This window comes from Pseudomonas sp. NPDC007930 (assembly GCF_042958985.1).
GTDB lineage: Bacteria > Pseudomonadota > Gammaproteobacteria > Pseudomonadales > Pseudomonadaceae > Aquipseudomonas.
This window is the reverse complement of record NZ_JBIBKC010000004.1, coordinates 195998-220190: the sequence shown is the minus strand read 5'-3', so window position 1 is coordinate 220190 and position 24193 is coordinate 195998. Positions and strand designations below refer to the sequence as shown.

29 protein-coding genes are annotated in these 24193 nt (G+C 65.8%); 11 read left to right on the top strand and 18 right to left on the bottom strand.

The window, feature by feature from the left end; all coding sequences use genetic code 11:
• Positions 1-6: 6 nt before the first annotated feature.
• Both ACFZCE_RS11420 and ACFZCE_RS11415 read right to left on the bottom strand, forming a co-directional pair.
• Positions 7-1035, bottom strand: a complete 1029-nt coding sequence (locus tag ACFZCE_RS11420) for a PDDEXK nuclease domain-containing protein (protein WP_390938969.1) — start codon at positions 1033-1035, stop codon at positions 7-9.
• A complete protein-coding gene (locus ACFZCE_RS11415; RefSeq protein WP_390938966.1) occupies positions 1032-2468 on the bottom strand; it encodes a M48 family metalloprotease in 1437 nt (478 codons plus the stop codon). The genes ACFZCE_RS11420 and ACFZCE_RS11415 overlap by 4 nt, the downstream gene beginning before the upstream one ends.
• 174 nt (positions 2469-2642) lie before the next feature.
• Between ACFZCE_RS11415 and ACFZCE_RS11410 the strand changes: the two genes are divergently transcribed.
• From ACFZCE_RS11410 to ACFZCE_RS11400, 3 genes are read left to right on the top strand one after another with little or no spacing between them, the layout of a single operon-like run.
• Complete coding sequence (locus ACFZCE_RS11410) at positions 2643-2882, top strand: sulfurtransferase TusA family protein (protein WP_390938964.1); 240 nt, start codon at positions 2643-2645, stop codon at positions 2880-2882.
• Between the two features lie 21 nt (positions 2883-2903).
• Positions 2904-3977 (top strand): AI-2E family transporter, encoded by a 1074-nt coding sequence (locus tag ACFZCE_RS11405; RefSeq protein ID WP_390938962.1) that lies wholly within the window; start codon positions 2904-2906, stop codon positions 3975-3977.
• Between the two features lies 1 nt (position 3978).
• Complete coding sequence (locus tag ACFZCE_RS11400; RefSeq protein WP_390938960.1) at positions 3979-4557, top strand: DTW domain-containing protein; 579 nt, start codon at positions 3979-3981, stop codon at positions 4555-4557.
• Here ACFZCE_RS11400 and ACFZCE_RS11395 read toward each other — a convergent pair.
• The 6 genes from ACFZCE_RS11395 to ACFZCE_RS11370 form a co-directional block, all read right to left on the bottom strand.
• Positions 4545-5198, bottom strand: coding sequence for an HAD-IB family hydrolase (locus ACFZCE_RS11395; RefSeq protein WP_390938958.1), 654 nt, complete (start codon positions 5196-5198; stop codon positions 4545-4547). The genes ACFZCE_RS11400 and ACFZCE_RS11395 overlap by 13 nt on opposite strands.
• 18 nt (positions 5199-5216) lie before the next feature.
• Positions 5217-6206: an ATP-binding cassette domain-containing protein gene (locus ACFZCE_RS11390; RefSeq protein WP_390938956.1), complete on the bottom strand. Its 990-nt coding sequence runs from the start codon at positions 6204-6206 to the stop codon at positions 5217-5219.
• Position 6207: 1 nt separating this feature from the next.
• Positions 6208-7005, bottom strand: a complete 798-nt coding sequence (locus tag ACFZCE_RS11385; protein WP_390938954.1) for an ABC transporter permease subunit — start codon at positions 7003-7005, stop codon at positions 6208-6210.
• Complete coding sequence (locus ACFZCE_RS11380; protein WP_390938952.1) at positions 6992-7834, bottom strand: ABC transporter permease subunit; 843 nt, start codon at positions 7832-7834, stop codon at positions 6992-6994. Before ACFZCE_RS11380 ends, ACFZCE_RS11385 begins: the two co-directional genes overlap by 14 nt.
• Positions 7831-8637, bottom strand: coding sequence for an alkaline phosphatase family protein (locus tag ACFZCE_RS11375; protein ID WP_390938950.1), 807 nt, complete (start codon positions 8635-8637; stop codon positions 7831-7833). The genes ACFZCE_RS11380 and ACFZCE_RS11375 overlap by 4 nt, the downstream gene beginning before the upstream one ends.
• 103 nt (positions 8638-8740) lie before the next feature.
• Positions 8741-9805, bottom strand: coding sequence for an ABC transporter substrate-binding protein (locus tag ACFZCE_RS11370; RefSeq protein ID WP_390938948.1), 1065 nt, complete (start codon positions 9803-9805; stop codon positions 8741-8743).
• Positions 9806-10091: 286 nt separating this feature from the next.
• On the opposite strand from ACFZCE_RS11370, the gene ACFZCE_RS11365 reads away from it, so the two are divergent.
• Complete coding sequence (locus ACFZCE_RS11365; RefSeq protein WP_390938946.1) at positions 10092-10805, top strand: UTRA domain-containing protein; 714 nt, start codon at positions 10092-10094, stop codon at positions 10803-10805.
• Between the two features lie 2 nt (positions 10806-10807).
• Here the strand turns inward: ACFZCE_RS11365 and ACFZCE_RS11360 are convergent, their stop codons facing one another.
• Positions 10808-11065: a DUF465 domain-containing protein gene (locus ACFZCE_RS11360; protein WP_390938944.1), complete on the bottom strand. Its 258-nt coding sequence runs from the start codon at positions 11063-11065 to the stop codon at positions 10808-10810.
• 144 nt (positions 11066-11209) lie between these two features.
• Between ACFZCE_RS11360 and ACFZCE_RS11355 the strand changes: the two genes are divergently transcribed.
• From ACFZCE_RS11355 to ACFZCE_RS11345, 3 genes are read left to right on the top strand one after another with little or no spacing between them, the layout of a single operon-like run.
• Positions 11210-11575 carry a 5-carboxymethyl-2-hydroxymuconate Delta-isomerase gene (locus ACFZCE_RS11355; RefSeq protein ID WP_390938942.1) on the top strand — a complete coding sequence of 122 codons (366 nt, stop codon included), beginning with the start codon at positions 11210-11212 and terminating at the stop codon, positions 11573-11575.
• 9 nt (positions 11576-11584) lie between these two features.
• Positions 11585-12160 carry a hypothetical protein gene (locus tag ACFZCE_RS11350; protein ID WP_390938940.1) on the top strand — a complete coding sequence of 192 codons (576 nt, stop codon included), beginning with the start codon at positions 11585-11587 and terminating at the stop codon, positions 12158-12160.
• The gene (locus ACFZCE_RS11345) at positions 12157-12552 is read left to right on the top strand and encodes an NUDIX domain-containing protein (RefSeq protein WP_390938938.1); all 396 of its coding nucleotides are present in this window, start codon (positions 12157-12159) and stop codon (positions 12550-12552) included. Before ACFZCE_RS11350 ends, ACFZCE_RS11345 begins: the two co-directional genes overlap by 4 nt.
• Positions 12553-12786: 234 nt before the next feature.
• Here the strand turns inward: ACFZCE_RS11345 and ACFZCE_RS11340 are convergent, their stop codons facing one another.
• Both ACFZCE_RS11340 and ACFZCE_RS11335 read right to left on the bottom strand, forming a co-directional pair.
• A complete protein-coding gene (locus ACFZCE_RS11340; protein ID WP_390938936.1) occupies positions 12787-13320 on the bottom strand; it encodes a DUF1003 domain-containing protein in 534 nt (177 codons plus the stop codon).
• Between the two features lie 129 nt (positions 13321-13449).
• Positions 13450-14724, bottom strand: coding sequence for an enolase C-terminal domain-like protein (locus tag ACFZCE_RS11335; protein WP_390938934.1), 1275 nt, complete (start codon positions 14722-14724; stop codon positions 13450-13452).
• Between the two features lie 100 nt (positions 14725-14824).
• Between ACFZCE_RS11335 and ACFZCE_RS11330 the strand changes: the two genes are divergently transcribed.
• Positions 14825-15730, top strand: a complete 906-nt coding sequence (locus ACFZCE_RS11330; protein WP_390938932.1) for a LysR substrate-binding domain-containing protein — start codon at positions 14825-14827, stop codon at positions 15728-15730.
• Here the strand turns inward: ACFZCE_RS11330 and ACFZCE_RS11325 are convergent.
• Together ACFZCE_RS11325 and ACFZCE_RS11320 are read right to left on the bottom strand one after the other, a co-directional pair.
• A complete protein-coding gene (locus ACFZCE_RS11325) occupies positions 15727-16578 on the bottom strand; it encodes an EamA family transporter (RefSeq protein ID WP_390938930.1) in 852 nt (283 codons plus the stop codon). The genes ACFZCE_RS11330 and ACFZCE_RS11325 overlap by 4 nt on opposite strands.
• Positions 16579-16598: 20 nt before the next feature.
• Positions 16599-18053 carry a TrkH family potassium uptake protein gene (locus tag ACFZCE_RS11320; protein ID WP_390938928.1) on the bottom strand — a complete coding sequence of 485 codons (1455 nt, stop codon included), beginning with the start codon at positions 18051-18053 and terminating at the stop codon, positions 16599-16601.
• A 91-nt stretch (positions 18054-18144) separates the two neighbouring features.
• Here ACFZCE_RS11320 and ACFZCE_RS11315 point away from each other — a divergent pair, with 91 nt between their 5' ends.
• The gene (locus ACFZCE_RS11315; protein WP_390938926.1) at positions 18145-18699 is read left to right on the top strand and encodes an NAD(P)H nitroreductase; all 555 of its coding nucleotides are present in this window, start codon (positions 18145-18147) and stop codon (positions 18697-18699) included.
• Between the two features lie 6 nt (positions 18700-18705).
• Here ACFZCE_RS11315 and ACFZCE_RS11310 read toward each other — a convergent pair whose 3' ends face one another.
• The 5 genes from ACFZCE_RS11310 to ACFZCE_RS11290 form a co-directional block, all read right to left on the bottom strand.
• Complete coding sequence (locus ACFZCE_RS11310) at positions 18706-20037, bottom strand: ATP-binding protein (protein WP_390938924.1); 1332 nt, start codon at positions 20035-20037, stop codon at positions 18706-18708.
• A 70-nt stretch (positions 20038-20107) separates the two neighbouring features.
• A complete protein-coding gene (locus ACFZCE_RS11305; RefSeq protein ID WP_390938922.1) occupies positions 20108-20557 on the bottom strand; it encodes a Spy/CpxP family protein refolding chaperone in 450 nt (149 codons plus the stop codon).
• 447 nt (positions 20558-21004) lie between these two features.
• On the bottom strand, positions 21005-21682 hold the full coding sequence (locus tag ACFZCE_RS11300; protein WP_390938920.1) for a response regulator: 678 nt from the start codon (positions 21680-21682) through the stop codon (positions 21005-21007).
• A gap of 2 nt (positions 21683-21684) precedes the next feature.
• Positions 21685-21984, bottom strand: a complete 300-nt coding sequence (locus ACFZCE_RS11295; RefSeq protein ID WP_390938918.1) for a YciI family protein — start codon at positions 21982-21984, stop codon at positions 21685-21687.
• Positions 21985-21986: 2 nt separating this feature from the next.
• A complete protein-coding gene (locus ACFZCE_RS11290) occupies positions 21987-22574 on the bottom strand; it encodes a septation protein A (RefSeq protein WP_390938916.1) in 588 nt (195 codons plus the stop codon).
• A 66-nt stretch (positions 22575-22640) separates the two neighbouring features.
• Between ACFZCE_RS11290 and ACFZCE_RS11285 the strand changes: the two genes are divergently transcribed.
• A complete protein-coding gene (locus tag ACFZCE_RS11285) occupies positions 22641-23510 on the top strand; it encodes a PHP domain-containing protein (RefSeq protein WP_390938914.1) in 870 nt (289 codons plus the stop codon).
• The gene (locus tag ACFZCE_RS11280) at positions 23507-24136 is read left to right on the top strand and encodes an L-threonylcarbamoyladenylate synthase (protein ID WP_390938912.1); all 630 of its coding nucleotides are present in this window, start codon (positions 23507-23509) and stop codon (positions 24134-24136) included. Before ACFZCE_RS11285 ends, ACFZCE_RS11280 begins: the two co-directional genes overlap by 4 nt.
• Positions 24137-24193: the final 57 nt, after the last annotated feature.

Below are 24193 nucleotides of genomic sequence, written 5' to 3'. Positions count from 1 at the left end.
GCAAGGTTACCCCTCGCTCAGTTCTCGCTGGAGCCGCTCGATACTTGGCAGATTGGTTTGTAGCTCCGCGGGTAAGGCCTCCAGCAATTTGAATTCGGCGATGCCCATGGGTTGGGACTTATCGCTCAGCGCGTATTCTGCGACGATTTTGTTTCGGCTTTTGCACAGCAGCAAGCCGATAGTAGGGTTGTCGAGGTCGTTCTTGACTTGGCGGTCGACCGCGGTGAGGTAAAAACTCAATTGCCCTAGGTGTTCGGGTTTGAATTTTCCAGTTTTCAGCTCGATCACCACATAGCATCGTAGCTTCAGGTGATAGAACAGCAGGTCGATATAGAAGTCGTCCTCGCCCACGCTGAGCAGTACCTGCCTGCCCACGAACGCAAAGCCAGCGCCCAATTCGAGCAGGAATTCAGTGACGTTTCTGACCAGTGCCTGCTCGATGTCACGCTCCTGAACCTTCTCCCCCAGCCCGAGGAAGTCGAACCTGTAAGGGTCCTTGAGCGATTCCCGCGCCAGGTCTGAATGAGGCTTGGGTAGGCAGGTTTCAAAATTGGTCACCGCGGAGCCACTGCGTTCCAGGAGCCGATTCTCGATTTGCACTACCAATACGTTGCGGGACCAATTATTTTCAAGCGCTTTGGCGGCATACCATATCCGGCTTTCACGGGTACCCAGCTTTTCCAGCAATGCTAGGTGGTGGTACCAAGGCAATTGTGCAAGCGTCTCTTGCACAAACTGACCGTCAGGCCACGCGTGGGCAAACGCCCTCATATACTTAAGGTTGCGGGCAGATAAGCCTTTCATCTCAGGAAATGCGCTTCGCAAGTCCTGCGCCAGGCGATCAATGATCTTTGCCCCCCAGCCGTGTTCAGCCTGCCGGGTAAGAATATCCTTTCCGATGTGCCAATAAAGCCTGATCAGCTCTTGGTTCACGGCCCAGGAGGCACGCAGTTGTGCCTCCAGTACGCGGGTTTTCAACGAAGCTAGCCAAACGGAATAACCGTCAGGTGCCTCAGCCAAGCCCAGCGTATTCAACGCATCATATCCTTCGCCATCCGCTCCTGATCACGCAGTTCCTTCTCCCGCGCGTCGATGCGCGAGGCCAGTGGGAAGTTGCTGCTGGCGCGGCGTTTGGCGAATTCCAGTTGCTGCTCGGCGCCGCGGTAGTCGCCGGTCAGCGCCAGGTATTCGGCGCGGGCCTGGTAGGAGCCGATGATGTTGCCGTTCATGCCCCGGGCATCGGCGACCAGGCTCCACACGTCGGGGTCATGGGGGCGGCGTTCGAGCAGCTTGTTCAGGCCCTGTTCGGCATCGCCGGCGCGGTTCTGCTTGAGCAGCAGGTTGATCCGGGTTTGGTTCAGCGGGTAGCTGTCGGGGTACTGCTGGAGCATGCGGTCTACCCGCGCCTGGGCATCGGGCACGCGGTTGTTGGTGACGTCAAGGTCGACCTGCGCCAGGTTCAGGGTGAGGTCGTCGGGGTAGGTGTCGAGCAGCGGCTTGAGCATGGCGCGGGCTTCATTGAGCTGCCCGGCCTTGGTCAGCGACAGCGCCAGGCCATAGCGGGCGCCGTCGTCCTTGGGGTTTTCGTCGAGGCGGGCGCGGAAGCGCTTGGTCGCCATGCCTGGGGAGTCTTCGTAGATCAACTGCACACGGGCGCGCATGTACTGGTACTGGGGGCTGTCTTCCTTGCCGCCGGGCTTGGCCATTTCAGCGCGGTTGCGGGTGTCGGCGATGCGGGATTCGGTGACCGGGTGGGTCATCAGGAATTCCGGCGGCTTGCCGCCGTACTGGTACTGCTTGGCCAGTTGCTCGAACATGTTGGGCATGTTGCGCGGGTCGTAGCCGGCCCGCTCGAGGGTTTGAATACCGGCGCGGTCGGCCTCGGCTTCGTTCTGCCGGGAGAACCCCAGTTGGTTCTGGATCGCCGCCGCCTGGGTGCCGAAAATGGTCGCCATGCCGGCCTCGCCAGCGCCGGCCGCGGCCAGCACCACCCCGGCCAGCAGGCCGGCCATCAGCGGCATGCTCATTTGCTGCTGCGCTTCCAGGCCACGGGCAAAGTGGCGCTGGGACAAGTGGCCGAGTTCGTGGGCCAGCACCGCGGCGTACTGGCCTTCGGTCTGGGCGCCGAGGAACAACCCGCCGTTCACCCCGATGATCCCGCCAGGGGCGGCGAAGGCGTTGAGCTCCTTGCTGTCGACCAGGATGAACTCGAGCCGGCGGTCTTGCACTTGGCTGCTTTCGGCCAGGCGGTACACGCTGCTTTCGACGTAGTCCTTGAGCAGCGGGTCGGAGAGCTGCCCCACCTGCCCGCGCAGCACGCTCAGCCAGGCGCGGCCGAGGTCGTGCTCCTGCTGCGGGGACACGATCGCCGAACTGGCATCGCCCAGCGAGGGCAGGTCGTCTGCCTGGGCGGTGGGGAAGGCCAGCAGGCAGGCCAGCGTGAGCAGGGTAGGGCGCAGGAAGGTCATGCAACGAACTCTGGCGAGAAAGGAAGCACTTTAGAAGCTTCCAGCGGTAAGCTTCAAGCGCCAAGCCATTGCGGCGCGTGTTCATGCCCGGCGCGGCTTGCTTTAAGCTTGCCAGTTGAAGCGTGCAACCCGGTGCCTGCGCCGCCCTTGAACCTGGATGATCCCCGAAAGCCGATGAATGACCTCCCCGAATGTGACGCCGAGCTGGATGCCAGCGGTCTGAATTGTCCACTCCCCTTGCTCAAGGCGAAGATGGAGTTGAACCGGCTGGCCAGTGGCGCGGTGCTCAAGGTGACCGCCACCGATGCCGGTTCGCAAAGGGATTTTCGCACGTTCGCGCAACTCTCCGGGCATGCGCTGCTACGGGAGCACAGCGACGGCGCGAGCTTTACTTACTGGCTCAGGAAGGCCTGACCCCACCGCACGGAACCTCCGATGTTCAAACTGCTGCAAGACTGGACCCAGCGTTATTTCTCCGACGAAGAAGCCGTGGCGCTGGTGGTGCTGCTGGTACTGGCCTTCACCGCGGTGCTCACCGTGGGCGGCATGCTCGCGCCGGTGCTGGCGGGCATGGTGCTGTCGTTCCTGATGCACGGCCTGGTGGCGCGCCTGGAGCGCCTGCGGGTGCCGCCCGCGGTGGCGGTGGCGCTGGTGTTCGGCTTGTTCATGGCGGCGTTGGCGCTGTTCGTGCTGGTGCTGGTGCCGCTGCTCTGGCACCAGTTGATGACGCTGTTCAACGAGTTGCCGGGCATGCTCGGCAAGGGCCAGTCGCTGCTGTTGCTGCTGCCGGAGCGCTACCCGCACCTGGTCACCGATGAACAGGTGCTGGCGGTGATGGAAGCGGCACGCGGGCAGATCGGCAAGTTCGGCCAGTGGGCGCTCACCCTGTCGCTGTCGAGCCTGCCGCTGTTGGTCAGCGTGATGATCTACTTCGTGCTGGTGCCGATCCTGGTGTTCTTCTTCCTCAAGGACCGCGAAATGATCGGCCACTGGATCAGCGGCTACCTGCCGCGCCAGCGCGCGCTGCTCAACCGCGTGGCGATGGAAATGAACCGGCAGATCGCCAACTACATCCGCGGCAAGGTCATCGAGATCTTCATCTGCGGTATCGCCACCTACATCGCGTTCGTCGCCCTGGGCCTGAACTACGCCGCGCTGCTGGCGATGCTGGTGGGCATTTCGGTGGTGGTGCCCTACGTCGGCGCGGTGGTGGTCACCGTGCCGGTGGCGGTGATCGCGCTGTTCCAGTGGGGCTGGGGCGACCAGTTCATCTACCTGATGGTGGTGTACGGGATCATCCAAGCGCTGGATGGCAACATCCTGGTGCCGCTGTTGTTTTCCGAGGCGGTGAACCTGCACCCGGTGGCGATCATCTGCGCGGTGCTGCTGTTTGGCGGGCTGTGGGGCTTCTGGGGGATATTCTTCGCGATCCCGCTGGCTACCCTGTTCAAGGCGGTGCTCGATGCCTGGCCGAAGAACACCGAGCCTGCCGTGGCGCCGCTGATCTAGCATGCGCCCGCGTTGTGAACGCTGCCGGCGCCCAGCCGGGCACTGCCTGTGCGGGTTGATCCCGCAACTGGCCAGCCGCACCCGCGTGCTGGTGCTGCAGCACCCCAGTGAAGCGGACCACGCGCTGAACACCGGGCGCCTGGCCGTGCTGGGCCTGGCCAACGCGGCGCTGCAGGTGGGCGAGCAGTTCGAGCCGGCGCTGTGGCAGCAGGCCGGTTACAGCCCCTGCGTGCTGTTCCCGGGCGAGGGCGCGCTGCCGCTGGCCGCTGGCGGCCCGCCGCGGTTGTTGATCGTGCCCGACGGCACCTGGCGCAAGGCGCGCAAGCTGCTGCACCTGAACCCGGCGCTGGCGGCGTTGCCGCGGGTTAGCCTGGGCGAGGCGGGGGCGTCTAACTATCGCCTGCGCAAGGCACCGGGCCCCGGGGCGCTGGCGACCATCGAGGCGGTCACCCAGGCCCTGGAAACCCTTGAGGCGCCAGCGAGCTACCAGGCGCTGCTACGGCCGTTCGAGGCACTGATCGAGGGGCAGATCAACGCCATGGGCGCGGCCACCTACGCGCGCAACCATCAGCGCCAGTGATGAATCGGCCAGCCGGCCTGTTCGGCGTGGGCGCGCAGCACTGGGTCAGGGTTGACCGCATTGGGCCGGGCGATCTGCTCCAGTAGCGGCAGGTCGTTGCGCGAGTCGGAGTAGAAGCTGGCGTCCTCCAGGGTTTCGCCCTGTTCCTTTAGCCATTGCATCAACCGAGTGACCTTGCCTTCGCGGTAGGTCAGGGTGCCGACGGTGCGCCCGCTGTACACGCCATGGGCGATCTCGGTGTCGATGGCCAGCACTTCCTGGATGCCGATGCGCGCGGCGATTGGCGCGACGATGAACCGCGCAGTAGCGGAAATCACCAGGATGCGGTTACCCAGGCTACGGTGCTGGGCAATCGTGCGGGTGGCGTCGCTGTGGATCAGCGGCTCGATCACCTCTTCCACCCACGGCTCGACCAGGTGTTCGATTTCTTCCTCGGTGCGGCCGATCAATGGCTCCAGGGCAAACGCCATGAACTCATCCATGGCCAGCTCACCGCGGCTGTAGGCGGCCATCAGTTCTTCGCTGCGGCGCAGGAAGGCCTCGTTGTCGACCCAACCCAGCCGGCCCATCTGTTCGTTCCACAGCGCCGCGCTGTCGCCGTCGATCAGGGTGTCGTCCAGGTCGAATATTGCCAGGGCCATCGGTTTCTCCTTTGTGATTCAAGCCACTTCGCGCAATTCACCGGGCTCGATCGCCAGGTGCACGCGTTGGCCATCAGGATACAGGTCCGCGGCGCTGCGGTTGAGCACATCGACCACCAGCGCCACGCCGTGGGCGGTGACCCGGTAGCGGATCACGTTGCCCAGCAGGCTGTGCCCGGTGATCTGCGCCTCGCCGGCATCGGCCGGGGTCAGGCCGATGGCCTCGGGGCGGATCGCCAGGCGGCTGTGCACCGGGCGGCCGAGCAGGCGGCTGGCGTCTTCGCTGGCCAGCAGGTTGTAGTTGCCGATAAACCCCGCGGCAAAGGCATCCACCGGCGCGGTGTAGAGCGCTTGGGCATCGCCGCTCTGAACGATCTGGCCTTTGTTCATCAGGAAGATGCGGTCGCTCATGGTCAGCGCTTCTTCCTGGTCGTGGGTCACGAAGATGGTGGTCAGGCCCAACTCCTGCTGGATTTGGCGGATCTGCTCGCGCAGGTGCTTGCGGATGCGCGCGTCCAGCGCCGACAACGGCTCGTCGAGCAGCAGCAGGCGCGGCCGGGTGACCAGCGAGCGGGCCAGGGCCACGCGCTGGCATTGCCCGCCCGACATCTGGTGCGGGTAGCGCCCGGCGAAGGTGTCGAGTTCCACCAGCTTGAGCACCTGGGCCACGCGCTCGCAGGCTTGCTCGCCGGGCACCTTGTGCATGCGCAGGCCAAAAGCGACGTTCTGCTCGACGGTCATGTTGGGGAACAGCGCGTAGCTCTGGAACACCATGCCGATGTCGCGCTTTTGTGGCGCCAGCGGCACCAGGTCCTGGCCATCGAGGAGGATTTGCCCGGCGTTCACCCCGGTCAGCCCGGCGATGCAGCGCAGCAGCGTGGATTTACCACAGCCCGAGGGGCCCAGCAGGGTGACGAACTCGCCCTTGGCGATGGTGAAGTCGATGTCGCTGAACACGGCCGTGTCGCCGTAGTGCTTTTGCAGGTTGCGGACGGTGACGAAGCTCATGTCAGTGTTTGTCCTTGTTCAGGAAGGTGGCCAGCCAGGTCATCACCAGCACGAAGAAGAAGTAAGAGATCACCAGCGCGCTGTTGATGTGGCCGGTGCTGTTACGCATGTTGTTCAGGTACACCTGCAGGGTTTCGTACTGGGTGCCCACCAGCAGGTTGGCGAACACGAATTCGCCGAACAGGAACGAAAACGACAGCAGCAGCGCCACCATCAGGCCTTTGCGCAGGTTGGGCAGCACCACCAGCACGGCGGCCTGGAAGGTGCTGGCGCCGAGCAGGTGGGCGGCGTCCATCAGGTCGCGCAGGTTGATCGCCTGCAGGTTGTTGCTGATCGCCCGGTACATGAACGGCAGCGCCACGGTGAAGTAACAGCCGATGAGGATCCACGGCGTGCCGACCATCGCCAGCGGCCCGGAGCCGTACAACTGCAGCAAGCCCACCGCCGAGACCACCGGCGGCACCGCGAACGGCAGCAGGATGAGCACGTTCATCACCCCGTCGAGCCGCGGGAAGTGGTAGTTGACCACGAACAGCAGCGGCAGGATCAGCACCGTGGCCAGCACCAGCGAGCCCACGCACACCAGCAGCGAATGGCCGAAGGCGGTGAGAAAGCGCGCGTCGCTCCACAGCGTGAGGTACCACTTCAGGGTCAGCCCGCTGGGCAGCACGGTGGCCGACCAACTGGTGGCCAGCGAGTAGAGCAGGGTGCCGGCCAATGGCAGCAGCAGGATCAGGAACAGCAACCACACCACCACCTGGTGGTACAGCCGCTGCGGGGCTTTTTCAGCGCGCGACATGGTAGCTCCTGCGCAGCATCCATTGGTGGACCAGGGTGACCAGGGTCATCATCCCGACCAGGATGATCGCCAGGGCACTGGCCATGTTTGGGTCCAGCGAAATGTCTCCGGCGACCATCGCCGCGATGCGGATCGGCAGCACGTTGAAGTTGCCGGTGGTCAGCGCGTACACCGTGGCGTAGGCGCCCAGGGCGTTGGCCAGGAGGATCACGAAGGTCCCCAGCAGCGCCGGGGTCAGCACCGGCAGGCCGATGTGCCGCCAGTACTGCCAGGGGCTGGCACCGAGCAGCGCGGCGGCGTCGCGCCAGTCATCGCGCAGGGCGTCGAGCGCCGGGTACAGCAGCAGCACCCCAAGGGGAATCTGAAAATACGTGTACACCAGGATCAAGCCGCCCTTGGAGTACAGGTTGAAATCGTCGATCAGCCCGCTTTGCTTGAGCAGCAGGGTGATCGCGCCGTTGAAGCCCAGCAGGATGATGAACGCGAAGGCCAGCGGCACCCCGGCGAAGTTGCTGGTCATGTTGGCGAAGGCGTTGACGAAGTTGCGCAGGCGCGAATCGACCTTGCTCAGTGAAATACTGCCGACCAGCGCGATCAGCAGCCCGAGCAGGCTCGACCAGACGCTGATCTCGATGCTGAACTGCATGGCCTGGCGGTAGAACTTCGAGCCGAACGCCCGGGTGAAGTTGGCCAGGCTCCAGCCGTCGTCGGTTTGCACGCTGTGCAGCGCCACCCACAGCAGTGGGGCGATCTGGAACACGAAGAAGAACAGTGCAAACGGCAGCAGGCACAGCAGTGCCCAGCCTTTGCCTTGGGACGGGCCTTTCACCGTAGCAGCTCCTGGCACAGGGGTTTGGTGTGGGGGATCCCGAGCAGGCTGCAGACGGTGCCGCACAGCTCGGTTTGCCGGGGGCGGGCGTTGGGGTTCAGCGAGAACCCCTCGCCGAATACGAACAGCGGCACCTCGCGTTCTTCAGGCAGCAGGCCGTTGTGCGAGCGGTCGGCGTTCATGCCGTGGTCGGCGGTGACCAGCACCTGGTAGCCGGCGGCCAGCCAGCCGGCCAGGTAGTCGGCCAGCAGGATGTCAGCGCGGCGCGCGGCGTTGCGGTACTGGGGGCTGTCCAGGCCATGCTGGTGGCCGGCGTCGTCGATGTTCATCGGATGCACCAGCAGCACATCCGGCGCGTGGCGCAGGCGCAGGCTTTCGGCATCGACGAACAGGTGGGAATCGGGGTAGTGGTCGGCGTAGTAGAAGTGCCCATGCTGGATCGGCAATTCCGGCGCCTCGGTGTGGCGGTCGCGCACGGCGTCGAACGGTGAGCGGTTGTACAGCTCGCTGACCCAGTGGTACGCCGCCGCCGCGGTGCTGCGCCCGGCCGCGCGGGCCAGGTGGAACAGGCTGCGCTGGTTCGACAGCCGGGTGACGTCGTTGTGCACGATGCCGCTGTCGATCGGCGCGGCGCCGCTGAGGATGCATTCGTACAGCGGCCGCGACAGCGCCGGCAGTTCGCATTGCAGGCGGTAGACTTGGGCGCGGCCGGCCTGCACGTAGGCCTGCAGGTGGCCCATCGCGTGGGTGGCGACCTGGTAGGCCAGGCCGTCGAGGATCACCAGTATTACTTTGTGGGGCATGCCTGGGGCCTCAGAAGGGTAGGGTGGGAGGCGCCTGGCCCATCGCCCGGCGCAGCCGGAGTGCCGGAGCACGGCCTCCCACCGGGGCGATGGGCCCAGGGGGTTATTTCATCTCAACGATAACCTGCTCGTTCCATTGCTGCGGCAGGGCCTTGGAGCTCTTTTCCCAAGCCTCGGCGTTGCTGATCGGCTTCACGCTCTTGTACTGCTCGTTGGGCAGCAGCTTGGCTTGCACATCCGCGGGTAGCTTCAGGTGTTCGGCGCGGATCGGCCGGGCGTTGCCGCGGGCGAGGTTGATCTGCCCGGCGTCGCTGAAGATGTACTCGCGGGCGAACTTGGCCGCCTCAGGGTGCTTGGCGTACTTGTTGATGATCGTGGTGTAGCCGGAGATCACCGAGCCGTCGGAGGGGATCAGCACTTCAAAGCGCTTGGGGTCGATCTGTTCGCGGTAGCTCAGGCCGTTGAAGTCCCACACCACGCCCACTTCGACTTCGCCTTTTTCGAGGGTCTGGATGGTCGGGTTGGCCAGCGACAGGCGGCCTTGCTGGGCCAGCTTGGTGAACAGCGCCAGGCCCGGGGCCAGGTTGCTTTCGTCGCCCTTGTAGGCGATGGCGGCCGAGAGCACGCCGTTGGCGGCCTGGGCGGCGGTGCTCACGTCACCGATGGCGACCTTGTACTTGCCGTTTTCCAGGTCGTGCCAGCTTTTCGGGGCGTCGGCGTCTTTGACCAGCTGCTTGTTGATGATGAACGCGATGGTGCCGGTGTAGGCCAGCGCCCAGTGGCCGTCTTTGTCCTTGGCCCAGTCAGGCACCTGGTCCCAGGTGCTGGGCTTGTAGGGCTGGGTCACGCCCTTGGCCTTGGCGATCGGGCCAAAGGCGGCGCCGACGTCGCCGATGTCGGCGCTGGCGTTGTCTTTCTCGGCGTCGAACTTGGCCACTTCCTGGGCCGAGCTCATGTCGGTGTCGATGTGCTTGATGCCGTACTTGCTCGCCAGGTCATCCCAGGTGCCTTTCCAGTTGGCCCAACTGTCGGGCATGCCGACGCTGTTGACCTGGCCTTCCTTTTTGGCCGCCGCTTCCAGCGCCTGTACATCGCCGTCCGCGGCCAGGGCTAGGTGGGACAGGGCGATGGTCGAACCTAACAGTGATGCCAGGAAAAGCTTTTTCATCCGTTGCTCCTTGGGTGGCGTCTTTTCTTGCTATCAGGGGGAGGCGCTGGTCTAGGTCAGCAATACCTGAGCCAATTTAGGCCCAGCAGGTGACAATTTGATGTAACCGGCCGCGGTACGAAGCTTGCTTCAGCGCTTCAAAGCCAGCGTAGACGATCGCCCAGCCCGCGCCCGGCAAGGCTTTGCCGCTGGGCTGTCATGGGCCGTTCATTTAGCCGGGCTAGGCTGCAGGGGCAGTGCTCGGCAGCGGTTGCCGTGCACTGGTCTAGACCAACAAGGAACCGGTATGCGCGACAGTGCACCACGGGCGGTCACCGCCATCTGCCAGGCACTGGAAGAACAGATCGAGCATGGCCTGTTGCAGGCCGGCCACAAGCTGCCGGCCGAGCGCAAGCTCAGCGATGTGTTTGCCACCACCCGCATCACCCTGCGCGAGGCGTTGGTGCAGTTGGAAGCGCGCGGCCTGGTGTACCGCGAAGAGCGCCGCGGCTGGTTCATTTCACCGCCGCGGTTGCGCTACGACCTCAACGCCCGCAGCCACTTCCATGCGATGGTCCAGGCCCAGGGCCGCAACGCTCACACCGAACTGCTCAGCGCCCAGGCCCAGCCGGCTTCGGCGGCGGTGTGCGGGCACCTCGGGCTGGCGCCATTGTCGCGGGTGTTCAGCATTTGCCGGCGGCGGCGCATCGATGGCCGCTTGGTGCTGTACGTAGAGCACCACCTGAACCCCGCGTTCTTCCCCGAGCTGCTCGAGCATGACCTCAGCCAGCCGCTGACCGAACTGTACGCGCGGCAGTACGGGATCGAGTACGGGCAGGTGCGTTTCGAGGTGGCGCCGACCGCGCTGGGGGCCCAGGCCGCGGCGGCGTTGAAGGTGTCGGCGGGCAGCCCGGGCTTGCGCATCGTCAGGGTAAACCGTGACCGCCAGGGCCAGGTGATCGATTGCGACCTTGAATACTGGCGGCACGATGCGATCGCCCTGGTGGCGACCCACGGCTGAGGTCAGAAGTTTTTCGCCGCCCCGCGGGTACCGGGGTACTCCAGTTGTTGCACGATCTTGTCTTTGGTCAACAGGCGCAGCTCCTTGAGCTTGCGCACCTCGTCGTCGGCGGCACTGGCGTTTTCGGCGTCTACCACCTGGTTGTCGATGTCGGCGTAAGCTTCGAGGAGTTTGGCCAGCTTGGGGTCTTGCTGGCTGCGCTGGGCAACCGCCTCTTTGCTGACGTTCAAATCTTCGAACAGATTGTGCTTGACGGGCATGGCATCACCTCTGGGTAGGTTTCGAACACTCAGGATAGCCCCTGATTCGAAGCTTGGACTGTGCGCCGGGGCCAGTTCGTTCCGCGCCGATTGTGTATCCTGTGACGGTCGGCGCCTGGCGCCATCGACCGAGACGAGGCCCCCATGCCGCACCTGCACGTGGAATACACCGCCAACCTGGCCGAACTGGAGCCGCGCAAGCTGCTGCTGCGGCTCAACCACGCCCTGATGGCCACCGGCCAATTCGCCAGCGAGGCAGACATCAAGGCCCGCGCCAGCGCCCTGGAGGTGTACCAGGTGGGCACGGCGCCGGCGGAGCGGGCGTTCGTCTATGCCCGTTTGGCAATCCTCAGCGGCCGCCCGGATGCGGTGAAAAAGGCCTTGTCCGACGCCATGCTCGAGGTGCTGCAGGGCGCTGCGGCATGGCCGCCGGGGCTGGATGTGCAGTTTGGCGTAGAGATCGTCGACATGGACCGGCCCAGCTACGGCAAGGCACGCCTGGGCGTTTAAGGAATGTACATGCCACGTTCGTATTTTTCCCGCGCCCTGTTGGCCGCGGCGCTGAGTTTACCCACCGCCGCCTTTGCCGCCGCCCCGGCCGCCCTCACCGCGTGGGAGCAGCAGCATGTCGATGGCATGCTCGCCCTTGACCCGGCCCAACCCTACCAGAACCCCGACCTGGGCTTTGCCCTGGGCGCGCTGCCGGGCCCGGCCTACCAGGGCAACAGCAACGATGACGGCCTGTTGGTGCTGCTTGGGGACCAGCGCACCATCAACCTGGTGGCCGGCTACAGCACCGACGACAGCGACACCCGCGAGGCGATGACCACCCGCCTGGGCTACACCGCCCATGGCGACGACGCCCAGCGCGAACCCGCGCAATGGGCCGGCAAGCCGGCGGAACAGGCGCAATGGCGCGACGGCAGCGACCTGGCGGTGCTGATGGTGCAATACCGCCCCGACGGCGACGACACTGGGGTGGTCTACAGCGCCGAGCTGCACACCACCCCGGACCACCAGCAAGAGGACATCGCCGCCTTCCGCCAGGTGCTGCAGGGCTTTCGCTGGCTGGCCATGCCGAGCAGCGGCGGATGAGCGCGGTGATCCACATCGCCGCGGCGCTGTTGCTCGACGATCAGGGCCGCACCCTGCTGGTCCGCAAGCGCGGCACCACGGCCTTCATGCAGCCGGGTGGCAAGCTCGAACCCGGCGAGCCACCGGTGCAGGCGTTGCTGCGCGAGCTGCACGAAGAACTGGGGCTGCGGCTGGCGCCGGAGCAGGCGCGGTTTCTCGCCCAGGTGCGCGCGCCGGCGGTGAACGAGCCGGGCTTCGAGGTGTGCTGTGAGTTGTTCGAGGTGCGCAGCGCGAGCGCCGTGGCGCCGGCGGCGGAAATCGCTGAAGCGCGTTGGGTGACGTTGCAACAGGCCCAGCAACTGCCGTTGGCGCCGTTGACCCGGGATGAGATTTTTCCGCGGTTCTGGGGCTGAGTTCACCGGCCCCTCGCCCGGCACAGCCGGAGTGCCGGACCACGGCCTCCCACGGGTTCTGTGTTGCCTCGTAAATCAAGTACTTACACAGATCTGTGGGAGGCCGGCTGTGCCGGGCGATGGGCCAGTCAGGTCATGCGCTCGGTAAAACCATCGAGAGAAGTCGGGGCTTTTCACCCTCAATTTTAGCTCCGATTGCTTAAGTGAACAGCATTACGCAGGGGCCAGTAGCCGTTACTCCTGAGTCGCCCGGCGCTCCAGCTGCGCCACCACCCGGTCCAGCCGCTCGACGATCAAGCTGTCGATCTTGTCATGCAGGCGCATGATCTCGATCTCCGTGCGCAGGTTGACCTCGTAGTCCAGGCTGGCGGCGATGCGGTCTTTGGCCGACTGGCGGTTCTGGCTCATCATGATCACCGGCGCCTGGATCGCCGCCAGGGTCGAGAGCATCAGGTTGAGGAAAATATACGGGTAGGGGTCGAACACCAGCCCGAAATGTTCGAGCACGTCGGAGTTGAGCAGCATCCAGCCCAGCAGGATCACGCTGAAGGTGATGATGAACGCCCACGAACCGCCTACCGCCGCGACCTTGTCGGCCAAGCGGTCGCCGAAGGTGGCGACGTCGTCGGAGGCATCGGCCGCGTCCCGGCTGACCGGCCTGTGCTCTTTCATCTGTTCGAGCACGTGGATTTCTTCAGGCTCCAGCGCGTGGGCGCGTTTGCCGAAAAAGTGTTGGGCGACGGAATCGAGGGGGTGTTTAGCGGCCATGGCAGTGATCTCGAGGGCAGGACGAAAGGTAAACCCGGCCACCCATGGCAGGCCCGGGCCAGTGCCCAGAGATCATAGCAGGATGCCATGGCCGTTCGCCGCGGCCACGGCGAACGGTTCAGGCACGGTTCAGAAGCGCGGTTTGACCTGCTTCCAGTCCGGCTTGTAACGCTGCATCTGGCGCACGTCGTCGCGCGAGCGAATGCCGCAGCGCAGGTACTGCTCGTGCAGCTTGGCCAACTGGTCGTGGTCCAGCTCCAGGCCCAGGCCGGGGGTGCTGTTGATTTTCACCGCGCCGCCGACGATCGGCAGCTTGCCGCCCTTGATCACTTCTTCGTCCGGTTCTTGCCAGGGGTAGTGGGTGTCGCAGGCGTAGTCGAGGTTCGGCGAGGCCGCGGCGACGTGGGCCATGGCCATCAGGCTGATGCCCAGGTGCGAGTTCGAGTGCATCGACACGCCCAGGCCCCAGGTGCTGCACATGTGCGCCAGCACCTGGGTGTCGCGCAGCCCACCCCAGTAGTGGTGGTCGGCGAGCACGATCTGCACGCTGTTCAGCGCCACGCTGCGGCGGAATTCGTCGAAGTCGGTGACCACCATGTTGGTCGCCAGCGGCAAGCCGGTGCGCTTGTGCAGCTCGGCCATGCCTTCCAGGCCTGGGCAGGGGTCTTCGAAGTACTGCAGGCTGTCGCCCAGCAGTTCGGCCATGCGAATCGACGTTTCCAGCGACCAGTTGCCGTTGGGGTCGATGCGCAGCGGCACGCCGGGGAAGGCCTTGTGTAGCGCCTTGATGCAGTTCACTTCATGTTCCGGCTCCAGCGCGCCGGCCTTGAGCTTGATGCTCTTGAAGCCGTACTGGTCGATCATCCGCTTGGCCTGGGCGACGATCTGCGCCTCGCTCAGCGCCTCGCCCCAGCTGTCTGCCGGGTAGGGCGAGTCAATGTGTTCGGCGTACTTGAAGAACAGGTAGGCGCTGAACGGCACCTCGTCGCGGGCCTTGCCACCGAGCAGGTCGACCAGGGGCAGGTTCAGCGAGTGGGCCTGCAGGTCAAGGAAGGCCACCTCAAAGGCCGAATAGGCGTTGCTCACGGCCTTGCTGGCGTGGGAGCCGGGGGCCAGCTCGGCGCCGGCCACGCTTTGCGGCTTGTGCTGGGCCACGGTGGCCTGCACCACCTTGCGCAGTTGGTTGAGGTTGAACGGGTCGAGGCCGATCAGTTGGTCTTTCACCGCGTTCTGGATCGCCAGCGCCGGGGCGTCGCCGTAGCTTTCGCCCAGGCCGATGTAGCCGTTGTCGCTCTCGATCTCGATGATCGAGCGCAGCGCATAGGGTTCGTGGATGCCGCTGGCATTGAGCAACGGGGCGTCGCGAAAGGCGATGGGGGTGACGGTCACACGGGTGATTTTCAACGCGGGGCACTCCGGGCTTTTGTTGTTGGGGTGATCATGGACCGGCGGATTGTTGTCGTCTATTTTAGATAGGCATGCAATTGATACCCGGGTTGAATCAATGTTCGAACTGTCCCAACTGCGCTGTTTTGTCACCGTGGCCACTGAGCTGAACTTCCGCCGCGCCGCCCAGCGGCTAAACATGACCCAACCGCCGCTGAGCCGGCAGGTGCAGTTGCTCGAGCACCAGTTGGGCATCGAGCTGTTCACCCGCAACACCCGCAGCGTCAAGCTCACCGGCGCCGGCCGGGCGTTTTTCATCGAGGCGCAAAACTTGCTCGAGCGCGCCGACATGGCCGCCCGCGCCGCGCGGCGCTTCGCCCAGGGCGACATCGGCTCGGTGAACGTGAGTTTTGTCGGCAGCGCGGTGTACGAGTTTTTACCGAAGGTCATCGCCCAGGCCCGCGAGCACCAGCCCAACGTGCACATCACCCTGATGGAAATGAACACCGCCCAGCAGCAGGAGGCCCTGCGCGCCCAGCGGATCGACCTGGGTATCGTGCGCTCGCCGCTGCAAGCGCCGGGGGTGGCGTGCGAGCGGCTGGTGCGCGAGCCGTTCGTGCTGGCGGTGCCGCGCCAGCACCCGCTGGCCGAGGCCGCCGAGGTGAGCGTGGCCGACCTCCACGGCGTGCCGTTCCTGATGTATTCCCACGCCGCCTACGCGCCGTTCAACGAGTTGCTCACCGGGATGTTCCGCTCCGCCGGGGTGACTCCGGCCTACGTGCAGTGGCTGGGGTCGTCGCTGACCATGCTGGCGCTGGTCAACGCCGGGCTTGGCCTGGCGCTGGTGCCGCGCTGCGCGGCGAGCGTGGCGTTCCGTGAGGTGGTGTTCCGGCCGATCGAGTTGGAAGACGGCGTGCAGACCGAGCTGTACCTGGTGTGGCGCAGCGATAACGACAACCCGGCGATGCTGCGCCTGCTGGCGGCGATCCGCGCGGCGGTGCTGCAGCCGCCGGCCGTGGCTTAACGGCGCAGCAGCCCTGGCGCCAGCGCTGCGGCGATGATCAACACCCCGCCGGCGAGCATCATCGCCGTGGGCTGCTCGCGGAACACCAACCAGGCGAAGAAAATCCCGTACACCGGCTCCATGGCGAACACCACCGCCGCGGTGCGCGCCTTGATCACCCCCAGGCTGGCGACGAACAAACCATGGGCCAGCCCGGTGCAGAACACCCCGAGCAGGCCGATCCACAGCCAGTCGAGCGCCGGCACCTGGGCCGCCTGCGGCACTGCCCAAGGCAGCAGGCAGGCGGCCACCACCGCGTTTTGGCACAGCGCTGCCTGCACCGGGCCAATGGCCTTGGGCCGGGCCCGGTTGAGCAGCGACAGCAGCGCGAACAACAGGCCCGAGGCCACGCCCCAGAGCAGCCCCGCGGTCGCGCCGCTGGCGAGGTCAAAGGCCGGGGTGACCCACACCAGGCCGACGCTGACCATCAGCACCTGGGCGATTTCCAGCGCCCGCACCTTCTCCCGGAACAGCAGCGCCTCGAGCACCACGGTAAAGGCCGGGAAGCTGCAAAAACCGAGGGTGCCGATGGCCACGCCGCCGACCTTGATCGCCTGGAAAAAACTCACCCAATGGGCCGCCAGCAACAGCCCGGCCAGCAACAGCCGCGCCGCGTTGCCGCGGCTCAAGGGCTGCCAGCGCTCGCGCCGGGCCAGGGCGAGGAACAGCCCCAGGGCGGCGACCGCGAACGCCGCGCGGCCGCAGGTGATGAACACCGCCGAAGCCTGGGCCAGCTTGGCGAAAATCCCCGACAGGCCAAACAGCAAGGCGCCGGCATGCAGGGCGGTGAGGGCGGTACGTGGGGTCATGGGCGTCCTTGCGGTAAGCATCAGTGCCGCCAGAAGGCCGGCATGAACAGCACCAGCACGGTAACGATCTCCAGCCGGCCCACCAGCATGCCGAACGACAGCAGCCACTTGGCGGCATCCGGCAGCGGCGCGAAGGTGCCGGCCGGGCCGATGGTGTCACCCAGGCCCGGGCCCACGCCCGACACCGTGCTGGCCGCGCCGGTCAGCGCGGTCATCCAATCCAGCCCCATCAGCCCCAGGGCCAGGGCGATCAGGCCGATGGTGGCGCCGAAGAAAAACGAAAAGGTGAGCACCGAGCGAACGATCTCTTCGTCCAGGCGGTGGCGGTTGTACTGCTGGCGGATCACCGCGCGCGGGTGGATCAACTGGTTGAGGCTGGCCTTGAGCAGGATGTACGCCACCTGAAAGCGGAAAATCTTGATGCCCCCGGCGGTAGAGCCCGAGCAGCCACCGATGAAGCCCAGGTAGAAGAAGAACATCAGTGCGAAGTTGCCCCACAGGCTGTAGTCGCCCAGGGCAAAGCCGGTGGTGGTGACCACCGAGGTCACGTTGAACGCCACGTGGCGCAGCGCGTCGTACCAGGGCACGTTGCTGTGCGCCCAGTACCAGGTGCCGAGCACCGCCCAGCACACCAGCAGCAGGGCGATGAAGCCGCGCACTTGTTCATCGCGCCACAGCGCCCGGTAGTTGCCGCGCAGGGTGGCAACGTAGAGGGTGAACGGCAGGCTGCCGAGGATCATCACCACCACCGCGACCCAGTGCACCGCTGGCTGCTGCCACTTGGCCAGGGATTGGTCCGAGGTGGAAAACCCGCCGGTGGAGATCGCCGACATCGCATGGTTGACCGCGTCGAAACCGCTCATGCCGGCCAGCCAGAAGGCCAGGGTGCCGAGCAGGGTGAACAGCACGTACACCAGCACGATGAACTTGGCGACCATGTGCGAGCGCGGCATCACCTTGTCGGAGCGGTCTGAGGATTCGGTCTGGAACAGCCGCATGCCGCCGATGCGCAGCATCGGCAGGATCGCCACCGCCATCCCGATAAAGCCAATGCCGCCCAGCCAGTGCAGCAGCGAGCGCCAGATCAAGATGCCCGGGCTCATGCTGTCGAGCCCGCTGAGCACGGTGGAGCCGGTGGCGGTGATGCCCGACATGCTCTCGAAGAACGCGTCGGTGTAGCTGATGTGCTGGGTGAACAGGAACGGCAGCGCGGCGAACACCGCCACCACCACCCAACTGCTCACGGTGAGCATGTACATGTCGCGCGGGCGCAGGTGCACCTGCTCGGGGCGGCCGCGCAGCACCAGCGCCGCGCCGGCGACGAAGGTCAGCGCGCTGGCCCAGAGAAACGGCCGCAGCTCGAATGCCCGCCCATACGCCACCAGGGTGAACATCGGCACCACCATGCTCACGGCCAGGGTGATGAGGAAGATACCGATGATGAAGCCGATGATCCTGAAGGTCGGCGAAGTCATACTGCTCACGAGCGAGGGAAAAGGCCGGCCATTTTACCTGCGCCGTGCGCCAAACGTTAGACTACCCGGCACATGACTACAGGAGAGAGTGATGGACGCACTTCAATTGCTGCAACAGCGGGTGTCGGTCGGGCGCCTGGTCGAGCCCGCGCCGAACGCCGAGCAGCGTGAAATCCTCTTCCAGGCCGCCATGCGCGCGCCGGACCACAAGCTGCTGCGGCCGTGGCGCTTTTTGACCATCGAAGGCGAGCGCTTGCACGCCCTCGGTGAGCTGCTCGCCGAGGCGGCCCTGCTCGATGACCCGAACGCGCCGCAGGCGGCGGTCGACAAGGCCCGCGCCAACCCGCTGCGCGCGCCCTTGGTGGTGGCGGCCATCGCCAGCATTCACGAGCACCCGAAAGTGCCCGGCAGCGAGCAGTTGCTGGCCGCCGGCTGCGCGGTGCATGGGTTGCTGCTGGCGGCATTCGCCCTGGGCCTGGGCGGCATGTGGCGCAGCGGCGAGCTGTCGTTCTCGCCCCACGTGGCCAAGGGCCTGGGCCTGGCCGCCCATGAGCAGGTGATTGGCTTCATCTACCTCGGCACCCCGGAAAAACCCACCCGCGCGGTCGAGCCGGCAGACCTCTCCGGGTTCGTCAGCCGCTGGTAACGCCCATCAGGTGGGCGCGCCGGGCACCTTGGGCAGCACCATCCGGGCGAGAAACCCGCCATTGGGGTGGTTGCTGAACACCAAACTGCCGCCATGGCGCTCGGCGGCGCGGCGCGCGATGGCCAGGCCCAGGCCATGGCCGGCGGCGCTTTGCCCCGGCGCCCGGTAGAACGGCTCGCCCAACTGCGCCAGGTGCTCCGGCGGGCAGCCGGGGCCGTGGTCGCGCACGCTGATGACCACCTGTTCGGGCTCGCTGCGGGCGTCGATTTCGATCGGCTGGTCGCTGGGGGTAAAGCGCAGGGCGTTGCGCACCAGGTTATCCAGCGCGCGTTCCACCAGGGTCGGCCAACCCTCAAGCTGCAGGCCGCGCTCGACCTCCAACTGCAACGGCTGCTGCGGCGCGCTGAGCTGGGCGTCTTTGCGGATGCCACCGAGGATCAAGGGTAGGTCGACGGTTTCCGCCGCGGCCTGTTCGGCATCGACCCGGGCCAGTACCAGGATTTCACTGATCAACGCTTCCAGGCGGTCGCACTCGCGGGTCAGCCGCGGCCACAGTTGCTCGCGCTGCGGGCCTTCGGCGCGCTCGGCCAGGGCCATGGCGATACGCAGCCGCGCCAGCGGCGAGCGCAGCTCGTGTGACACGTCGCGCAACAACTGGCGCTGGCTGCCGATCAAGCTCTGCAGGCGCGAGCCCATGCGGTTGAAGTCGTTGGCCAGCACGCCGAACTCATCGCCGCGCCCGGCCAGTTGGGCCAGGCTGTTCTGCTGGTAGGAGGTTTGCCCCAGGTCGTGCACCGCGCCGCGCAGGCGGTTCAGCGGGCGGGTGATCGACAGCGTGACCAGCAGGCTGAACAGGGTCAGCACCACCAGCGCGATGCCCAGCGCGCTGAGCGGGCCGGAGAGGCTTTCGCGGTGCCAGGCGTCGATCAGCGGGTGCGGGATGCGGTAGATCAGCAGGTAGGTGTCCTGGCTGTTGGCGCTGGTGTATTCGGCGGTCAGGCGCCGCCAGGGCAACTGGCGGTCATCGTCGCTGCGCGCTTCGAAGGCCTGCGCGCGGCGCGGGAAGGTGCCCGGCACCACCGGCTCGCCGCTGTCGTTGAGCACCTGGGTGTCGATGCGGTACTGGCGCTTGCGTTGTTCGAGCAACTGCTGGGCGGCATCGGCGCCCTGGGTTTCGTACACCTCCACCCACTGCTGGGCGAAGTCTTTCAGCGCCGGGTGGCGGCTGAGGATCCACGCATCCTGGTTCAACACGTGCCCCATCAGCACGGACAACCCCGCTACCAGGGCGATGGCCAGCCAGAAGCTGGCCAGGATGCGCCAGAACAATGATCGCAAGTGGCACCTCGAACGCAAGCGGCCCGGCCCCCTTGCGAGGGGCCGGGCGGGTATGGACAGAAGCGGCAGTTTACTGGGCTTTCTTGTCCTTTTGGGCTTTCCAGGCTTGGAATTCGGCCCATTCGGCGCGGCGTTGCTCTTGCTTCTTCTGCTGTTCGTCGAACTGCTTCTGCTGGTCGGGGGTCAGCACGGCGCGCACGTCGGCGCGGCTTTTGTCTTCGCTGGCCTTGAGCTGGTCCTGCAGGGCCTTCTGGTCGGCGGCCGGGAGTTTCTTCAGGAACGCCTCGGTGATTTCGTGGCGCTGCTTCATTTGCTCACCCATCAGCTTGCCGATCTGCTGGCGTTGCTCGCGGTTCAGGTCGAGGCGGCCGAACAGGTCGGGGCCGCCGCGGTGGCCGTGTTCCATCATCTCGCCGCGGCCGAAGCCCGGGCCTTGATCAGGGCCGCCCTGGGGCAGCGCGGCCATGGCAACGGCGGGCAGGGTGGCGGCGAACATCAGGGCGATCAGTTTCTTGCGCATGGTGTAGTTCCTTTAGGTGGTCTGTGCCGGCTTCATTGCGTTCACCGGATGAGTACAGACTACCGAGGGGAAAGTCAGGCGCGGTCAGGGCTAGGTAAAGGGAGGGTAAAGGCTGAGGGGCCGCTCGCCCGGTTGTGCCGGAATGCTGTTCACTTAAGCCATTTCACGGCTTTAAAGAAGGGATGAATCTGTGAGCTCTGCTGATTTTGTGCATGAGCTTCAGGGCCCATCGCCCGGCACAGCCGGCCTCCCACCAGGTTTGTGTAAGTACTTGATTTACGGGGCAACACAGAACTGGTGGGAGGCCGGCTGTGCCGGGCGAGGGGCCAGTCAGGTCATGCGCTCAGTAAAACCCTTTGAAGAAATCAGGGCTTTTTAACCCCGAATTAGCACTCTGATTGCTTAAGTGAACAGCATTACGGTTGTGCCGGGCGAAGGGCCCTCCACTTACTCGCTGTAGAAATACCCACGGCTGCGCAGCGCGACGATGCGCGGGCGGCCATCGGCGTGGGGGCCGATTTTCTTGCGCAGGTTGCTCACGTGCATGTCGAGGCTGCGGTCGTAAAGGGTGAGCTTGCGCCCCAGCGCCAATTGCGCCAGCTCTTGTTTGTCCAGCGGCTCGCCGGGCTGGCGCAGCAGGGCTTCGAGCAGGCGGCTTTCGGAGAGGGTCAGGGCGATGTCGTGCTGTTCGACCGTGACCACCCCACGCGCCGGGCTGAACACCAGGTCGCCCAGCTCCAGCTGGCTGGAGGTGGCCGCCGGGTGGCTGCGCCGCAGCACCGCGCGCAGCCGCGCGGTGAGCTCGCGCGGGTCGCAGGGCTTGGCCAGGTAATCGTCGGCGCCCAGCTCCAGGCCGAGGATGCGGTCGAGTGGCTCGCCACGGGCCGACAACATCACCACCGGCAGATCGGCGTGCTCGCTGCGCAGTTGCTTGAGCACCTCCAGGCCACTGCCGTCGGGCAGCATCACGTCGAGCACCACCGCTTGCGGCGCCTGCTCGGCCAGAGCCTTGCGGGCACTGGCGCCATCGTGGCAGGCCTGCACGCTGAAGCCCTCTTGCGTGAGCCAGCTGCCGAGCAGCTCGCACAGCTCGATGTCGTCGTCGATCAGCAGCACTTCGCTCATGTTTACGGCAATACCTGTTTGAACGGTTTGACCACTACATCGGCATAGACACCGGCTTCGATGTAAGGGTCCGCGGCGGCCCAGGCCTTGGCCGCTTCCAGCGAGGCGAACTCGGCGACGATCAGGCTGCCGGTAAAGCCGGCGCTGCCCGGGTCGTTGCTGTCTACCGCCGGCAGCGGGCCGGCCAGGGCCACGCGGCCTTCGGCCTGCAAGGCCTTGAGCCGCTCAAGGTGCGCCGGGCGCACGCTCAGGCGTTTTTCCAGCGAGTCGGCCACATCAGTGGCGAAAATGGCATACAGCACGGTTACTTCTCCTGCTTGGCGTCAGTGTCGTGAAGGTGGCGGGACAGGTACAGGCCCTGGCCGAGCAGGAACAGCAGCGTCATGCCCAGGCTGCCGAAAACCTTGAAGTCGACCCAGATGCTCTCGAAGGTAAAGGCGACGAACAGGTTGGCGGCGCCGCAGAAGATGAAGAAGATGATCCAGGCCACGTTCAGCCGCACCCACACCGGCTCCGGCAGGCTCAGGGCATGGCCCATGATGCGCTTCACCAGCACCTGTTGGCCGATGAAGTGGCTGCCGAGAAAGGCCAGGGCGAACACCCAGTTGACCACTGGCGCCTTCCATTTAAGGAAGGTTTCGCTGTGGAAGGCCAGCGTCAGGCCGCCGAACACCAGGCACCCGAGCAGCGTGACCCACTGGCCTTTTTCCAGTTTGCGCTGATGCAGGAACAACGCCCCGTACACAATCAGCGAACTGATCACCAGTACCCAGGTCGCACTGAAGATACCGCCCACATTCACCACATGGCCGGCGATGTCGAGGGTGCGAGGGTCTGTTTTGAACACGCAGAGGAACAGCAACAGCGGGATGAAATCGATTAATTGTTTCACGGTAGCAGCCAGCAACGGGTCGTGGCGGCATAATAGCAAACCTTGTTACCTGCGAAAGCGCCACTGATGATCGTCGACCTGCACTGCCACAGCACCGCCTCAGACGGCCTGCTTGCCCCGCAAGCACTGGTCGCGCGCGCGTTCGAGCGGGGCGTGCGGACGCTAGCGCTGACCGACCACGACACCCTCGAGGGCCTGCCGCAGGCGCGCGATGCGGCGCTGGCGCTGGGCATGCACTGGGTCAGTGGGGTCGAACTCTCCTGCACCTGGGGCGGCGCGACCATCCATGTGCTGGGCTACGGCTTCGCCCTGGATGCCCCGCCGTTGCTGGCCGCGCTCGAGGCCTTGCACAGCGGGCGCTGGTTGCGCGCCGAGGAAATCGACCGGCGGCTGGCGGCCAAGGGCATGCCCGGCACCCTCGCCGGCGCCCGCGCGGTGCAGCAGGCCCTGGGCGACAGCGCCAACGCGCCGGCCCGGCCGCATTTTGCCGAGTACCTGGTGCAGGCCGGCTTCGTCCCGGACCGCAACGCGGCCTTCCAGCGCTGGCTGGGCGCCGGCAAGCTGGGCGACGTGAAACAGCACTGGCCCACCCTGGAGGCCACCGTGCACACGCTGCGCGAGGCCGGGGCCTGGGTCAGCCTGGCGCACCCCATGCACTATGATTTCACCCGCAGCAAGCGCCGCCGGCTGGTGGCGGACTTCCTCCAGGCCGGCGGCCACGCGCTGGAAGTGGTCAACGGCCAGCAAGCCGCCGAGCAGGTTGGCACGCTGGCCATCCTGGCGCGCGAGTTCGGCATGCTCGCCAGCGCCGGCAGTGACTTCCACGGCCCCGGGCTGTGGGGTGAAATCGGCAGTTACCGGCCGTTGCCCGAAGACCTGGCGCCCCTGGCGGCGCGGTTTCGGCCGGCCTCCACCGAAGCAGGGGAGCGTGCGTGAGCCAGTTCTTCCAGATCCACCCGCAAAACCCGCAACTGCGGTTGATCAAGCAAGCTGTGGACATCATCCGCCGCGGCGGCGTGGTGGTGTACCCGACCGATTCCTCCTACGCGATCGGCTGCCAAATCGGCGACAAAAGCGCGATCGAACGGGTGCGGCGCCTGCGCCAGCTCGACGACAAGCATAACTTCACCCTGTTGTGCCGTGACCTGTCCCAACTGGGGCTGTTCGCCAAGGTCGACACCCGCCAGTTCCGCCTGCTGAAAACCTACACCCCCGGGCCGTACACCTTCATCCTCAACGCCACCCGCGAGGTGCCGCGCCTGCTGCTGCACCCCAAGCGCCGCACCATCGGCCTGCGGGTGCCGCAGCACCCGATCGCGCTGGCCTTGCTCGAAGAGCTCGGCGAGCCGCTGATGAGCGTGACCCTGGCCCTGCCGGGCGATGAAGAGCCGCTGAACGACCCCGCCGAGATGCGCGAGCGCCTCGAGCACTTCGTCGATTTGATCATCGACGGCGGCGCCGGCGGCCATGCGGCCTCCACCGTGATCGACATGAGCGGCGATGAGCCCGACGTGGTGCGGGTAGGCTGTGGCGACCCGGCACCGTTCAGGGTGAAGGCGTGAGCGAACCCACCGCCGAGGCGGCCGACAAGCAAACGCCGTTTCAGCTGCAACTGGCAC

What these genes read in the sequence shown, in the direction of transcription:
- ACFZCE_RS11415 (WP_390938966.1), bottom strand. Translation starts at nt 2,468, where the DNA reads ATGACCTTCCTGCGCCCTACCCTGCTCACGCTGGCCTGCCTGCTGGCC.
- ACFZCE_RS11410 (WP_390938964.1), top strand. Translation starts at nt 2,643, where the DNA reads ATGAATGACCTCCCCGAATGTGACGCCGAGCTGGATGCCAGCGGTCTG.
- ACFZCE_RS11405 (WP_390938962.1), top strand. Translation starts at nt 2,904, where the DNA reads ATGTTCAAACTGCTGCAAGACTGGACCCAGCGTTATTTCTCCGACGAA.
- ACFZCE_RS11400 (WP_390938960.1), top strand. Translation starts at nt 3,979, where the DNA reads ATGCGCCCGCGTTGTGAACGCTGCCGGCGCCCAGCCGGGCACTGCCTG.
- ACFZCE_RS11395 (WP_390938958.1), bottom strand. Translation starts at nt 5,198, where the DNA reads ATGGCCCTGGCAATATTCGACCTGGACGACACCCTGATCGACGGCGAC.
- ACFZCE_RS11390 (WP_390938956.1), bottom strand. Translation starts at nt 6,206, where the DNA reads ATGAGCTTCGTCACCGTCCGCAACCTGCAAAAGCACTACGGCGACACG.
- ACFZCE_RS11385 (WP_390938954.1), bottom strand. Translation starts at nt 7,005, where the DNA reads ATGTCGCGCGCTGAAAAAGCCCCGCAGCGGCTGTACCACCAGGTGGTG.
- ACFZCE_RS11375 (WP_390938950.1), bottom strand. Translation starts at nt 8,637, where the DNA reads ATGCCCCACAAAGTAATACTGGTGATCCTCGACGGCCTGGCCTACCAG.
- ACFZCE_RS11370 (WP_390938948.1), bottom strand. Translation starts at nt 9,805, where the DNA reads ATGAAAAAGCTTTTCCTGGCATCACTGTTAGGTTCGACCATCGCCCTG.
- ACFZCE_RS11365 (WP_390938946.1), top strand. Translation starts at nt 10,092, where the DNA reads ATGCGCGACAGTGCACCACGGGCGGTCACCGCCATCTGCCAGGCACTG.
- ACFZCE_RS11360 (WP_390938944.1), bottom strand. Translation starts at nt 11,065, where the DNA reads ATGCCCGTCAAGCACAATCTGTTCGAAGATTTGAACGTCAGCAAAGAG.
- ACFZCE_RS11355 (WP_390938942.1), top strand. Translation starts at nt 11,210, where the DNA reads ATGCCGCACCTGCACGTGGAATACACCGCCAACCTGGCCGAACTGGAG.
- ACFZCE_RS11350 (WP_390938940.1), top strand. Translation starts at nt 11,585, where the DNA reads ATGCCACGTTCGTATTTTTCCCGCGCCCTGTTGGCCGCGGCGCTGAGT.
- ACFZCE_RS11345 (WP_390938938.1), top strand. Translation starts at nt 12,157, where the DNA reads ATGAGCGCGGTGATCCACATCGCCGCGGCGCTGTTGCTCGACGATCAG.
- ACFZCE_RS11340 (WP_390938936.1), bottom strand. Translation starts at nt 13,320, where the DNA reads ATGGCCGCTAAACACCCCCTCGATTCCGTCGCCCAACACTTTTTCGGC.
- ACFZCE_RS11330 (WP_390938932.1), top strand. Translation starts at nt 14,825, where the DNA reads ATGTTCGAACTGTCCCAACTGCGCTGTTTTGTCACCGTGGCCACTGAG.
- ACFZCE_RS11325 (WP_390938930.1), bottom strand. Translation starts at nt 16,578, where the DNA reads ATGACCCCACGTACCGCCCTCACCGCCCTGCATGCCGGCGCCTTGCTG.
- ACFZCE_RS11320 (WP_390938928.1), bottom strand. Translation starts at nt 18,053, where the DNA reads ATGACTTCGCCGACCTTCAGGATCATCGGCTTCATCATCGGTATCTTC.
- ACFZCE_RS11315 (WP_390938926.1), top strand. Translation starts at nt 18,145, where the DNA reads ATGGACGCACTTCAATTGCTGCAACAGCGGGTGTCGGTCGGGCGCCTG.
- ACFZCE_RS11305 (WP_390938922.1), bottom strand. Translation starts at nt 20,557, where the DNA reads ATGCGCAAGAAACTGATCGCCCTGATGTTCGCCGCCACCCTGCCCGCC.
- ACFZCE_RS11300 (WP_390938920.1), bottom strand. Translation starts at nt 21,682, where the DNA reads ATGAGCGAAGTGCTGCTGATCGACGACGACATCGAGCTGTGCGAGCTG.
- ACFZCE_RS11285 (WP_390938914.1), top strand. Translation starts at nt 22,641, where the DNA reads ATGATCGTCGACCTGCACTGCCACAGCACCGCCTCAGACGGCCTGCTT.